We start from the raw sequence: 11,486 nt of genomic DNA, 5'->3' as shown, positions 1-11,486 counted from the left end.
ATTGAGGCAATTTCGTAGAGTGCGTCCTCCATGGCGCCGTCGCTGAGGTTGTACCACTGCTGCATACAGTGAATGCGGAGCATGGTATCGAGTGGGTAGGGACGACGCCCGTTACCAGCTTTGGGATAGACGGGTTCGATGACCCCCAGCATCCTTGGCCATGGGAGCACAGCCTCCATGCGAGCCAAGAATATCTCTTTACGGGTTTTACGGCGTTTGCCATTGAACTCGCAGTCCGCGAAGGTGAGCTGGTGACTCATGCTGAACCTCATCCCTGATGCCAAGTGGGGTTCATGATCTCACATCAAGGACTTTTTCGCACTTTCCCTAGGCAACCGAGGGCAGGAACGTGAGTGCGGTCATAGGCAAGGTGCGGCGGACTCTTTATACTGACGCCCTTTTCCATCGACGCGAGTCATCACCCTATGAAACCCTTGTCCCGTCTGCTGGTTGCCCTCTGCTTGTCGCCCCTGCTGGTGCAGGCTGCCCCGCTCACCCAGGTGACCCTGCCGGATGGTCGCCAGGTGCAGCTCAACGATGATTTCACCTGGGAATACCTGTTGCTCAAGCCCGCCGCAGACGGCAGCGCTGTGCAGGGCACGGTGGCCGTGCCGGTGCTGACCGAGCAGGCGATGAACAACCCGGATCTGCTGGCTCAGGCGGTCAAGGACGGGATCGGCGTCAAGCTCGCCAAGCTGGAGGGCTCGGATCCTCTGCAACTGCAATTCATGGTGAGCAACACCGGCACCCGCAACGTGGTGCGGGTGCGCGGCAGCATCACCCTGTTCAGCGAGCAGGGGGCCCAACTGGCCAAGCAGGAGGCCCGCTTCTGGGTCGGCGAGAACCGTCTGCCGGAGTCCTATCTGCGCAAGGGCCAGCAGCGCCCCTCCATGGTGCTGGAGGTGCCGCGCCCGGCCGGTCTCACCGGCAAACCCCTGGTGCGGGTCGAGATTGAGGAAGTGGAGTTCCGCTGATCCCTCACACAACAGGCTCCTTCAAGGAGCCTGTCTTGATTGTTAACCCGGTAACCGCCAGCAACAGTTGCTTACATCTGACATGGTTTGGCAACAGCTTGCCGCTCGGCATTTCTCCCCACCCTCTGCACAATGGCTCCATTCCAGCTAGGTCTCAACTAGCTCAACGATGGAGTCATCAAAATGAAAAAAGTTGCACTTTCAGTTCTGGTTCTGGCCGGTTTCGCTTCTACTTCCGCTCTGGCAGAGGATGCCTTCAGCTACGCCAAAGGCGGTCTGACCTGGGCGCACACCAAGTCCGATTACATTGGCGGCAAAGATAGCAACAACCGCGACTTCGGCGGTCTGAACCTGGATCTCTCCAAGAGCTTCGGCTCCAACTTCTACGGTCGTCTGGGCAGCGAGTACACCTCCCGCAACAGCGGCTACGACAGCATGGGCATCTCCAGCCTGGGTCTGGGTGTCTACACCCCGCTCAGCACAGGTCTGAACCTGTATGGGGAAGCGGGCCTGATGGGCTACACCATGGAGCGTCAGGTGGCTGCCAACGTCAAAGACAGCGGCTGGGATGTTATCACCCGCAAGAACAGCGGCAGCATGTACGGTGAGGCCGGCTTGCGCTACGACATCGGCGCCGTCGAGCTCTCCACCGGCTATCGCTACGCCAACATGACCGACGACATGCACGATTTCAAAGTGGGCGCTGCCTACAAGGTGAGCCAGAACCTGGCCCTCACCGCCGACTACACCTATCGCAAGTGGGATCTGCAACAGGGTTCCATCACCAGCCTGGGTGTGAAGTACAGCTTCTAATCATCCTTCCTGTAGTGTCTTCATTTTTACCCATGACTTCGGTCATGGGTTTTTTCATTTCCGGTTGATCCACCCTTCACCCTTGCACCGTATCAGTCCGCAATAGTTATACAACTTCCATTTTTTTGTATAACTGCTATAACTGATTCAGACTTATACAAGGAGTGATGACATGTACAAGATCAAGGTTGGTATCAGCGCCTGCCTGCTGGGGCAGGAGGTTCGGTTCGACGGGGGTCACAAGCGTTCCAGCTTCTGCGAGCGGGATCTCGGTGCCCACTTTGACTATCACCCTGTCTGTCCCGAGATGGCCATTGGCCTCGGGGCACCCCGCGCCGCCATCCGGCTGGTGAAGCGCCACGGCGAGATCCGCGCCGAGGCGAGCAACGGCAGCTTCGACGTCACCGACCAGCTCATCGCCTTCAGCGAGCAGAAGGCGCGCCAGCTCGACTTCATCTCCGGCTACATCCTCTGCGCCAAATCCCCCAGCTGCGGCATGGAGCGGGTGCGCATCTATGGCGCCAACAACGAGGGGAGTGCCAAGGAGGGGGTCGGCCTGTTTGCCAAGGCGCTGATGGAGGCCAATCCCCTGCTGCCGGTGGAGGAGGATGGCCGTCTGTGCGATCCCATCCTGCGGGAAAACTTCGTGCTGCGGGTCTTCGCCTACCACGACTGGCAGCAGCTCTGCGCCCGCGGCATCACCGCCTCTGCGCTGATCCGCTTCCACTCCCGCTACAAGTATCTGGTGCTCTCCCACGCCACCACCCACTACCGCATCCTCGGCAAGCTGCTCGGCAACCTGGCCAAGGCCGATCTGCAGCAGGTGGCCGACAGCTATATCAAGGGGCTGATGGCGGCGCTGACCCTGCGGGCCAACCGTCGCAGCCACACCAATGTGCTGATGCACCTGCAGGGCTACTTCAAGCGGGTGCTGACCCCGGCCCAGAAGCAGGAGCTGTGCGACACCATCGACAAGTACCGCACCGGTGTCTTTCCGCTGCTGGTGCCGCTCACCCTGATCCGCCACTACCTGCGCGAGTACCCCAACCCCTATCTCGCCGAGCAGGTGTACCTCAATCCCCATCCCGACACGCTGAAGCTGCGCTACGGGCTCTGAATAACCTGTGCAGGTCCCGGCTGATGGCCGGGGCCTCTTCCTCAACCTTTGCTGGATGCCGTTATGTCTGATTTGCCACACGCCGCTTCTCCTTCGCCGGAGGAGGGGATCTACCCCATTCGCGAGGTCTCTCGCCTCACCGGCGTCAATGCCGTGACCCTGCGCGCCTGGCAGCGCCGCTACGGCCTGGTGCAGCCGGCCCGCACCGACAAGGGCCACCGTCTCTACAGCGAGCAGGACATTCGCCAGATAGGCGAGATCCTGAGCTGGCTGGAACGGGGAGTGAGCATCGGGCAGGTGAAGGGGCTCCTGAGCGAACCCCGGGCCCAGCCGGTGAGCGATCACTGGCAGCAGACCCTGGAGCAGTTCAGTCAGGCGCTGCTCGCCTTCAACCAGCGCAAGGCGGAGGCTGAGCTCAACGACCTGCTGGCGAGCTATCCGTTCGAACTGGTGCGCAGCCGGGTGCTGCAACCCTTGGTGGAGCGGCTGCTCGGGCTGTGGCGCGAGCGGCCCGATGGCGAGCTGCTGCAGCAGGTGTGGCTGGGCTGGCTCCATACCCGCTTCGCTCGCCACCTCATCGAGCAGGAGAAGGGCGTGCCGGTCACCCTGGCGAGCTGGGGGCAGGTGGGCCCGCTCGATCTGGTCTGGGCTGCCTACGAGCTGATCGGTCAGGGCCATGAGGTGCAACTGCTGGGGGCGGTGGAGCCACGCCATGCCAGCCTGCTTGAAGGACGCGCCGTGACCCCCTGGCTGGTGCTGCTGGGGGCCGGCCTTGGCAAGCCGGATCTGGCTGCCGGCTGGCCCGCCGGTACCCGCTTCTTTGGCGAGCTGGGGCGCCTCTACGATGGCGAGTGGCTGCAAGCCCACGGCTGGCAGGCGAGCCTTGCCGAGGCGATGGCGGGCAGGCCTGTGGCGGCTGGCGCCGGCGGACGCGGGAGGAAAAAATCATGAAGCTGGTCTGGTTTCGCAACGACTTGCGCCTGGCCGACAACCCGGCCTTGCGTCACGGTTGCGCCAATGATGAACCGGTGGCCGCGCTCTTTATCATCTCCCCCACCCAGTGGCAACAGCACAAGCTGGCCCCTGTCCGTCAGCGCTTTGTGCTGGCTCAGGTCGATGTGCTGGGCCGTGAGCTGGCGGCGCTCGGCATCCCGCTGCATCTACTGCGAGTGGAGACTTTTGCCGAGGTGCCGGCGGCGCTGGCAGATCTTGGCCGCGAGCTGGGGGTAACCCAGCTCTACGCCAATCAGGCCATCGAGATCGACGAGCTGCGCCGGGATCAGGCCGTCACTACCGCGCTGGCAGAACAGGGGATTGGTTGTCACTGGTTCAACGGCTGCTGCGTATTGCCGCCGGGTCGGGTGCTGACCGGCTCTGGCGAGATGTTCAAGGTTTTCACCCCCTTCAGCCGTGCCTGGCTCAAGGCCCTTGACGAGGATGGCTTCGTCATTCATCGGGTGCCTACACCCCGTGGGGAGCCGTTGCCGTGGCAGCCGCTGGCCGAGCGGGACTTCGTCGATGCCGCCCTCGGCGAGCTGGCGGCAGATCCCCGCTGGCCGGTGGGGGAGGCGGAAGCCAGCCGTCGTCTGAATGACTTTCTGGAGCAGGCGGTGCTCGACTATGGCGAGACCCGGGATTTCCCTGCCATCGCGGGTACGTCGGTGCTCTCCCCCTATCTGGCGGCTGGTATCATCAGCCCGCGCCAGTGCGTGGCGGCGCTGCAGCAGCGGCTCGGTTACCGGCCCCAGTCCAAGGCTCAGCCCGGTTTTGTCTGGCTCAATGAGCTTATCTGGCGCGAGTTCTATCGCCACCTGCTGGTGCTGATCCCGACCCTCTCCATGAATCGGCCCTTCAAGCCGGAAACATCGGCCCTGCCGTGGAGCTGGGATCCGGACGCCTTCGCCGCCTGGTGCGAGGGTCGTACCGGCTACCCCATCGTCGATGCAGCGATGCGCTGCCTCAACGCCACCGGCTGGATGCACAACCGGCTGCGGATGATAGTGGCGAGCTTTCTCACCAAGGATCTGCACATCCACTGGCGGCTCGGGGAGGATTACTTCATGAGCCGGCTCATCGACGGCGATCTGGCGGCCAACAACGGCGGCTGGCAATGGGCAGCGGGCACCGGGGCCGATGCGGCGCCCTATTTCCGGGTGTTCAACCCCACCACCCAGGGGCAAAGATTTGATCCGCAAGGGGAGTTCATTCGTACCTGGGTCTCTGAGCTGGCTGATCTGCCTGCCGCCTATCTGCATCAACCCCACGACTGGTTGCGGCTCAAGGGGCGGCACGATTATCCGGCCCCCATGGTGGACCACGCCGTTGCCCGGGTGAGAGCCATCGAGATGTTTCGCGCCCTGGAGAAATAGCATGGATGAGTCGCTGGCCCGCTTTGTGGCCCTCTATCAGCAGCTAAACCGAGATGAGTTGCACCGTTTGCCCGAGGTCTATGCAAACGAGGTGGTCTTTACCGACCCTGCTCACCGCATCGAGGGGCTGGCGGCGCTCACCGACTATTTTGCCGCCCTCTATCAGCGCCTGGCCTACTGCCGTTTCGCCATCACCAGCCAGCTGCTGCAGGGGCGCCAGGCCTGGCTCGGCTGGACCATGACCTTCTCCCATCCCAGGCTGCGTGGCGGCGCCCCGGTGACGGTGGAGGGGGCGACCCGCCTCGAGTTCGACGAGACGGGCAAGGTGTGCCTGCACCGGGATTATTTTGACCTTGGCGCCATGCTTTACGAGCAGTTGCTGCTGATCGGTCACTTGGTGCGTACCATCAAGGTGAGGCTGGGCGCATGAGTGGCCGGGTGCTGATCACCGGCGCCACCTCCGGCATCGGCTTTCAGCTGGCGCTCGATTATCGGCGCGCAGGCTGGCAGGTGTGGGGTTGCGGGCGCGATGGTGAGCGGCTGCTGGCACTGGGGCGCCACGGCATCACGCCGCTGCAGTTTGACGGGCGCGATACAAACGCCGTGAGCGAGGCGGCCGCCGGCTTGCCGCGGGTTGACCTGGTGATCCTCAATGCCGGCAACTGCGAGTACATGGCGGTGGACGAGGGGTTTGACGGCGCCCTGTTTGCCCGGGTCATCGAGACCAACCTCATTGCCACCGGCCACGCCCTGGCCGCTTTCTTGCCGCTGCTGGGTGCGGGCGGGCGCCTTGCCATCGTCAGCTCCTCGGTGAGCTGGCTGCCGCTGCCCAGGGCCGAAGCCTATGGCGCCTCCAAGGCGGCCCTCGACTATCTGGCGGATACCCTGCGCCTCGATTTGGCCGGCAAAGGGATTGGGGTGACCCTGATCCGCCCCGGCTTTGTCCAGACCCCGCTCACCGCCAAAAATGATTTTCCCATGCCCTGCTTGGTGACGGTGGAAGAGGCTTCCCGCGCCATCATGGCGGGGCTTGCCGCCGGGCGCCACCAGATCCCCTTTCCCCGCCGCTTCATCTGGCTGCTGCGCCTGCTCGGTGCGCTGCCGACGGGGCTCTGGCTACGCCTTGGTCGCGCACTCGTATCGAAAGGACGCCCTTCATGAAGAAAAAGATCGCCATCGTCGGCTCCGGCATTTCAGGCCTGACCGCCGGTTTTCTGCTCCACAAGCTGAACGACATCACCCTGTTCGAGGCGGCGCCGACCCTGGGTGGGCACACCGCCACGGTCGATGTGGAGCAGGCGGGGCGCCGCTATGCCATCGATACCGGCTTCATCGTCTTCAACGATCGCACTTACCCCAACTTCTTGAGGCTGCTTGAACGGATCGGGGTGGCGCGCCAGCCGGCCGAGATGAGCTTCTCGGTGAAAAGCCTGCAGGGGCTGGAGTACAACGGCCACAACCTGGACACCCTGTTCGCCCAGCGCAGCAACCTGCTGAGTCCGCGCTTCTACGGCTTCGTCGCCGAGATCCTGCGTTTCAACCGGGAGGCGCGGGCCTGGCTGGCGGATGGTCAACAGCAGGGGGCCGGTCTCGAGCTGACCCTGGGGGATTTTCTGCAGGTGGGGGAGTTCAGCGATTACTTCGCCCGCCACTACATCCTGCCGATGGGGGCTGCCATCTGGTCGTCGACCCTGGCCGATATGCGCGCCTTCCCCTTGAGCTTCTTTCTGCGTTTTTTCGCCAACCACGGCCTGCTCGAGGTGGCCAACCGGCCTCAGTGGTATGTGATCCCGGGCGGCTCGCGGGAATATATCGGCCCGCTGACGGCGGGTTGGCAGGCACACATACGCCTGGCCTGCCCGGTACAGGGGATCCGGCGTCAGGCGGACGGGGTACTGATCCAGAGCAGCCATGGCGAGGAGCGGTTTGACGAGGTGATCCTTGCCTGTCACAGCGATCAGGCGCTGGCCCTGCTGACGGACCCGGGCGAGCGGGAGCAGGCCATTCTCGGCGCCATGCCCTATCAGGCCAACGATGTCTGGCTGCACACCGATGCCTCCTGCCTGCCGGTGCGGCGCAAGGCGTGGGCCAGCTGGAACTATCAGCTGGGGGAGGATGACGGGGCGCGGCCGCTGGTGAGCTACAACATGAATATCCTGCAGGGGGTGAGCTCGCCAGAGCCCTTCTGCGTCAGCCTCAATCCGCAAGGCAAGGTGGACGAGAGCAAGGTGCTGCGCCGCTTCGTCTATCACCATCCGGTGTTCAATCAGGCCTCCATCGCCGCCCAGCAGCGGCGGGCCGAGATCTGCGGCCAGCAGCACACCCACTTCTGCGGCGCCTACTGGTACAACGGCTTTCACGAAGACGGGGTGCGCAGCGCGCTGGACGTGGCCAGGCGGTTCGGGGCTGAGCTATGAACGATGCAGCCCTGATACAGGAGGCGAGTGTCGAGGCCATGACCGGCACCCTCAGCGCAATCTGGCAGGGGTCGGTGCGCCATCGTCGCTTCGCTCCGCGCGCCCATGCCTTCTCCTACAGCCTCTTCATGCTGGGGCTGGATCTCGACGAGCTGCCACAACTCGATCGCGGGCGCTGGTTCGGGGTGGAGCGAGCAGGGTTGCTCTCGTTTCGCCGTGACGACTACCTGCGCGGCAGCGAGGGGCCGCTCAAGCAGGCGGTGTGGGAGAAGGTGAGCGAACTGGGTGGCGATGCCGAACCCGAGGGGCGAGTGCTGCTGCTTGGCAACGTGCGTTGCCTCGGTTTCTACTTCAGCCCGGTCAATTTCTACTTCTGCTACCGGCAGGGGGAGGCGCGCTATCTGATGGCGGAGGTCTCCAACACCCCCTGGAACGAGCGTCACTACTACCTGCTGGATCTGGCGGCGCTGGCCCCCCACGACAAGGATTTTCACGTCTCCCCCTTTATGGGGCTGGCGATGCGCTACCACTGGCGCATTCGCCCGCCCGCGCAGGAGACACTGATCCACATCGAGAGCCACCCCGTATCCGGCGAAGCCAAGCTGTTTGACGCCACCCTGGCGCTGCGCCGGGCGCCGCTGTCGCGCAAGGGGCTGGCGGCCCTGCTGGCCCGCTGGCCCTGGATGACCATGAAGGTGCTGCTCGGGATCTACTGGCAGGCCCTGCGTCTTTTTATCAAACGAACTCCCATTTTCACCCATCCGGAGAGCCGCTAATGGAACTTGTGCAATCAACCCTCTCTGCCTCTTTCATCGACAAGGGGGCCAGGCAACTGCTGCTCAATCTGCTGGGGCGTCTCGAACATGGCCAGCTGTTGCTGCGGGATGGCACTGAGCGCCACAGTTTTGGCGTGGCAGGCACTGATTTGCACGCCGAGCTGGTGGTGCAGGATCCGGCCTTCTATCGCCGCCTGCTGCTGGGGGGCAGCATCGCCGCCGGGGAAACCTGGGTGGAGGGGCTCTGGACCAGCCCGGATCCGGTGGCGCTGGTGCGGCTGCTGGCCCGCAACCTGGCGCTGCTCGACAGCCTGGAGCGGCGCCTCAGCTGGCTCAGTTTTCCGTTCAACAAGGTGCGTCACTGGCTCAATCGCAATACCCTGACCGGGTCGCGCTCCAACATCGCCGCTCACTACGATCTCGGCAACAGCCTCTATCAGGGCTTTCTCGACAGCCATATGCAGTACTCGAGTGCCATCTATCCGAGCGCCGAGGCCACTCTCGAAGAGGGGCAGCAGGCCAAGCTGCGCACCATCTGCGAGCGGCTGGCGCTGGGGCCAGACGATCATCTGCTGGAGATAGGCACCGGCTGGGGCGGCCTCGCCGTCTATGCGGCCCGCCACTACGGCTGCCGGGTGACCACCACCACCATCTCCCGGGCCCAGCACGACTACGCCAAGGAGTGGATCGCGCGGGAGGGGCTGGAGGATCGCATCACCTTGCTGCTGGAGGACTACCGCAAGCTGGAGGGTACTTACGACAAGCTGGTCTCCATCGAGATGATCGAAGCGGTAGGCCACGCCTTCCTGCCGGACTATTTCCGCCAGTTGTCGCGGTTGCTCAAACCCGGCGGTCGCCTGCTGATCCAGGCCATCACCATCGCCGATCAACGCCATGCCCAGTACCTGCGCGGGGTTGACTTCATCCAGCGCTACATCTTCCCCGGCGGCTGCCTGCCGAGCGTCTCCCAGATGGCGGGGCTGCTGGCGCGCGAGACCGACATGCAGCTGGTGCGGCTGCACGATCACGGCCATCACTATGCCCGTACCCTGGCCCACTGGTACGAGCGCTTCCTGGCGCTGGCCCCCGAGCTGCCAGCCCTGGGTTACAGCCAGGACTTCATCCGCTTGTGGCTCTTCTATTTTGCCTACTGTGAGGGGGGATTCTGGGAGCGCACCATCAGCCTGGTGCAGCTGGAAGCGGCCAAACCGGGCTCACTCGGCTGGAGTGGGGATCTGCCTGTCGGCGGTCGCTGATCATGTGGCAGTGGGCCCATCTGCTGGGGTTCAACCTCTACTGGCTGCTGGCGGTGAAGTGGCAGCAGCCGGGCCCGCTGCTGGCACTGCTGCTGCTTCATTTTCTTTTCTCTCCCCGCCGCTGGCACGACTGGCGGCTCATCCCGGTCGCCCTTGCCGGCTGCCTGCTCGATGCCCTGCTCTGGCAGCTCGGGCTGTTTGATTTCAACGCCGGCTTTCCGCTCTGGCTGGTGCTGCTCTGGTGCGGCTTTGCCCTGACCCTCTCCCACGGCCTGCGTTGGCTGCGGCCCTTGCCGCGCTGGCAGCAGGGGCTGTTCGGCATGGTCGGCGGCAGCTCCTCCTATGTGGCGGGCGCCGCCATGGGGGCAGTACAATTACCTTGGGGCATCGGGGTCAGTGCGGCACTGCTGGCGGTGATCTGGATGTGGTGGTTACCCGTACTCCTGTGGGTAACGGTCAAGCTGGAGGGTGAAGCGAGATGAACACCTTTTCGACCGACACCTTGTTGTTTTCCAAATGGACCAAAGAGAGCCGGCACGAGCTGACCGAGCGTTTCTATCTGGTGGTGGCCTGTCGGCGCGATGCGCAGGGGCAGCTGCAGCAGGTAGTGATGCAGGACATCAACACGCTGCTGGAACAGGAGATGGACTGGCATGAACTCGAAGATCCCGCCCATTGGCACATGGGGTGGAATTAGCCTGCTGCTGGCAGGCTTGAGCCTACCGCTGACCCCTTTCGCCCAGACCGGGCAAGCCCTGATCACTCCCTTGCAGCAGCTGCACCCGGTCGGGCGCGGCGAGATGAGCTGGCTCTGGTTCAAGCTCTATGACGCCACCCTCTACAGCGAGAACGGCCGCTATCGGCCGGGTCACTATCCTCAGGCGCTCAGCCTCACTTACGCCAGAGCCATCGAACGGGACGATCTCTTGCGCGCCACCGCCGCCGAGTGGCAGCGACTTGGGCTGGGCAGTGAGCAGCAGCGCCAGGAGTGGCTTGGTCAGCTCGCCGCGCTCTGGCCGGATGTCCAGGCGGGTGATCGGCTTACCTTCTATGTCGACAGGGGCGGCGCGGGCCATTTCTGGTGGTGGGACAAGCCGCTTGGCACCCTCGCCGATCCGCAATTTTCGGCGGCCTTCCTTGCCATCTGGCTGGCAGAAGGGAGCCGTGATCCAGCGCTTACCCGCAGCCTGCGAGGAGAGTTCTGATGCAAAAGAGGTTCATGCAGTACATCCGCGCCTGGCGCTACCTGCTGTTGTTGCCGCTGCTGCTGCTGACCGGCTGTGGCAGCAGCCTGGAGGATTATCGCGATCGGGGCCCCGAGTGGGATCTCGCCCGCTTCTTCAATGGCAAGCTGACGGCGCACGGTCTGGTGACCGATCGCAGCGGCGAGGTGACCAGCCGTTTTCGGGTAGAGATGCGCGGGCGCTGGCAGGGGGGCAAGGGAGAGCTGTTCGAGCAGTTCTACTTTGACCGAGTGCGCGGCAAGCCTCGGCCTTCAGGCCGGGGAAGGATAGCGCGGACGCCGTAGGCGTCCTTTGCGGCGGTCAGTGTGGCGTCTGCTGCTGCTCAATGTACTGGCGGATGATCTCGATAGGCGCACCGCCACAGCTTCCAGCGAAGTAGGACGGCGACCACAGCGCACCGCCCCACAGTTTCTTGCGGATGCTCGGGTAGTTCTTCTTGCGGATCATGCGGCTGGAGACGCCTTTCAGGCTGTTCACCAGCGCCGACACGGCGACTTTCGGCGGATAGTTCACCAGCAGG

15 protein-coding genes and 1 pseudogene are annotated in these 11,486 nt (G+C 63.8%); 14 read left to right on the top strand and 2 right to left on the bottom strand.

Annotated features, from left to right (window positions below; genetic code table 11):
* A partial coding sequence (locus CAK78_RS03620; RefSeq protein ID WP_141214112.1) for a transposase occupies positions 1-260 on the bottom strand: 260 nt, incomplete at its 3' end.
* Between the two features lie 165 nt (positions 261-425).
* On the opposite strand from CAK78_RS03620, the gene CAK78_RS03615 reads away from it, so the two are divergent.
* The 14 genes and pseudogenes from CAK78_RS03615 to CAK78_RS03550 all read left to right on the top strand — a co-directional run.
* Complete coding sequence (locus tag CAK78_RS03615; protein WP_094696396.1) at positions 426-974, top strand: DUF3157 family protein; 549 nt, start codon at positions 426-428, stop codon at positions 972-974.
* A gap of 183 nt (positions 975-1,157) precedes the next feature.
* A complete protein-coding gene (locus CAK78_RS03610) occupies positions 1,158-1,787 on the top strand; it encodes an outer membrane beta-barrel protein (RefSeq protein WP_094696395.1) in 630 nt (209 codons plus the stop codon).
* A gap of 172 nt (positions 1,788-1,959) precedes the next feature.
* Positions 1,960-2,904: a YbgA family protein gene (locus tag CAK78_RS03605; protein WP_094696394.1), complete on the top strand. Its 945-nt coding sequence runs from the start codon at positions 1,960-1,962 to the stop codon at positions 2,902-2,904.
* 63 nt (positions 2,905-2,967) lie between these two features.
* Entirely contained in the window at positions 2,968-3,855 is an 888-nt protein-coding gene (locus tag CAK78_RS03600) for a MerR family transcriptional regulator (RefSeq protein WP_094696393.1), read from the top strand.
* Positions 3,852-5,273 carry a deoxyribodipyrimidine photo-lyase gene (phrB, locus tag CAK78_RS03595; protein ID WP_094696392.1) on the top strand — a complete coding sequence of 474 codons (1,422 nt, stop codon included), beginning with the start codon at positions 3,852-3,854 and terminating at the stop codon, positions 5,271-5,273. The genes CAK78_RS03600 and phrB overlap by 4 nt, the downstream gene beginning before the upstream one ends.
* A 1-nt stretch (position 5,274) precedes the next feature.
* Positions 5,275-5,703, top strand: coding sequence for a nuclear transport factor 2 family protein (locus CAK78_RS03590; RefSeq protein ID WP_094696391.1), 429 nt, complete (start codon positions 5,275-5,277; stop codon positions 5,701-5,703).
* Positions 5,700-6,434 carry an SDR family NAD(P)-dependent oxidoreductase gene (locus tag CAK78_RS03585; protein WP_094696390.1) on the top strand — a complete coding sequence of 245 codons (735 nt, stop codon included), beginning with the start codon at positions 5,700-5,702 and terminating at the stop codon, positions 6,432-6,434. The genes CAK78_RS03590 and CAK78_RS03585 overlap by 4 nt, the downstream gene beginning before the upstream one ends.
* On the top strand, positions 6,431-7,690 hold the full coding sequence (locus tag CAK78_RS03580; RefSeq protein WP_094696389.1) for an NAD(P)/FAD-dependent oxidoreductase: 1,260 nt from the start codon (positions 6,431-6,433) through the stop codon (positions 7,688-7,690). Before CAK78_RS03585 ends, CAK78_RS03580 begins: the two co-directional genes overlap by 4 nt.
* On the top strand, positions 7,687-8,466 hold the full coding sequence (locus CAK78_RS03575; RefSeq protein ID WP_094696388.1) for a DUF1365 domain-containing protein: 780 nt from the start codon (positions 7,687-7,689) through the stop codon (positions 8,464-8,466). The genes CAK78_RS03580 and CAK78_RS03575 overlap by 4 nt, the downstream gene beginning before the upstream one ends.
* Positions 8,466-9,722 (top strand): SAM-dependent methyltransferase, encoded by a 1,257-nt coding sequence (locus CAK78_RS03570; protein ID WP_094696387.1) that lies wholly within the window; start codon positions 8,466-8,468, stop codon positions 9,720-9,722. The genes CAK78_RS03575 and CAK78_RS03570 overlap by 1 nt, the downstream gene beginning before the upstream one ends.
* Positions 9,723-9,724: 2 nt before the next feature.
* Positions 9,725-10,204 (top strand): DUF2878 domain-containing protein, encoded by a 480-nt coding sequence (locus tag CAK78_RS03565; protein WP_094696386.1) that lies wholly within the window; start codon positions 9,725-9,727, stop codon positions 10,202-10,204.
* On the top strand, positions 10,201-10,419 hold the full coding sequence (locus CAK78_RS03560) for a TIGR02450 family Trp-rich protein (protein WP_094696385.1): 219 nt from the start codon (positions 10,201-10,203) through the stop codon (positions 10,417-10,419). Before CAK78_RS03565 ends, CAK78_RS03560 begins: the two co-directional genes overlap by 4 nt.
* On the top strand, positions 10,376-10,927 hold the full coding sequence (locus tag CAK78_RS03555) for a chalcone isomerase family protein (RefSeq protein ID WP_254924702.1): 552 nt from the start codon (positions 10,376-10,378) through the stop codon (positions 10,925-10,927). Before CAK78_RS03560 ends, CAK78_RS03555 begins: the two co-directional genes overlap by 44 nt.
* A pseudogene (locus tag CAK78_RS03550) lies at positions 10,927-11,214 on the top strand (DUF3833 family protein); the annotation flags it as partial. The gene CAK78_RS03555 and the pseudogene CAK78_RS03550, both read left to right, overlap by 1 nt.
* Positions 11,215-11,266: 52 nt before the next feature.
* On the opposite strand, the gene tnpA reads toward CAK78_RS03550, so the two are convergent.
* Positions 11,267-11,486, bottom strand: a 220-nt coding sequence (tnpA, locus tag CAK78_RS03545) for an IS200/IS605 family transposase (RefSeq protein ID WP_141214111.1), incomplete at its 5' end; no start/stop codon positions are given.

The sequence above is a fragment of the Aeromonas sp. A35_P genome (genome assembly GCF_002259925.1).
GTDB lineage: Bacteria > Pseudomonadota > Gammaproteobacteria > Enterobacterales > Aeromonadaceae > Aeromonas > Aeromonas dhakensis.
Note: the sequence above shows the minus strand (reverse complement) of the source record. Positions and strands in the feature narration are given on the sequence as shown.

Excerpts from the sequence above, each read along its gene's own strand:
- CAK78_RS03600 (WP_094696393.1), top strand. The coding sequence starts at position 2,968 with ATGTCTGATTTGCCACACGCCGCTTCTCCTTCGCCGGAGGAGGGGATC.
- phrB (WP_094696392.1), top strand. The coding sequence starts at position 3,852 with ATGAAGCTGGTCTGGTTTCGCAACGACTTGCGCCTGGCCGACAACCCG.
- CAK78_RS03585 (WP_094696390.1), top strand. The coding sequence starts at position 5,700 with ATGAGTGGCCGGGTGCTGATCACCGGCGCCACCTCCGGCATCGGCTTT.
- CAK78_RS03615 (WP_094696396.1), top strand. The coding sequence starts at position 426 with ATGAAACCCTTGTCCCGTCTGCTGGTTGCCCTCTGCTTGTCGCCCCTG.
- CAK78_RS03590 (WP_094696391.1), top strand. The coding sequence starts at position 5,275 with ATGGATGAGTCGCTGGCCCGCTTTGTGGCCCTCTATCAGCAGCTAAAC.
- CAK78_RS03555 (WP_254924702.1), top strand. The coding sequence starts at position 10,376 with ATGAACTCGAAGATCCCGCCCATTGGCACATGGGGTGGAATTAGCCTG.
- CAK78_RS03575 (WP_094696388.1), top strand. The coding sequence starts at position 7,687 with ATGAACGATGCAGCCCTGATACAGGAGGCGAGTGTCGAGGCCATGACC.
- CAK78_RS03570 (WP_094696387.1), top strand. The coding sequence starts at position 8,466 with ATGGAACTTGTGCAATCAACCCTCTCTGCCTCTTTCATCGACAAGGGG.
- CAK78_RS03580 (WP_094696389.1), top strand. The coding sequence starts at position 6,431 with ATGAAGAAAAAGATCGCCATCGTCGGCTCCGGCATTTCAGGCCTGACC.
- CAK78_RS03565 (WP_094696386.1), top strand. The coding sequence starts at position 9,725 with ATGTGGCAGTGGGCCCATCTGCTGGGGTTCAACCTCTACTGGCTGCTG.
- CAK78_RS03560 (WP_094696385.1), top strand. The coding sequence starts at position 10,201 with ATGAACACCTTTTCGACCGACACCTTGTTGTTTTCCAAATGGACCAAA.
- CAK78_RS03610 (WP_094696395.1), top strand. The coding sequence starts at position 1,158 with ATGAAAAAAGTTGCACTTTCAGTTCTGGTTCTGGCCGGTTTCGCTTCT.
- CAK78_RS03605 (WP_094696394.1), top strand. The coding sequence starts at position 1,960 with ATGTACAAGATCAAGGTTGGTATCAGCGCCTGCCTGCTGGGGCAGGAG.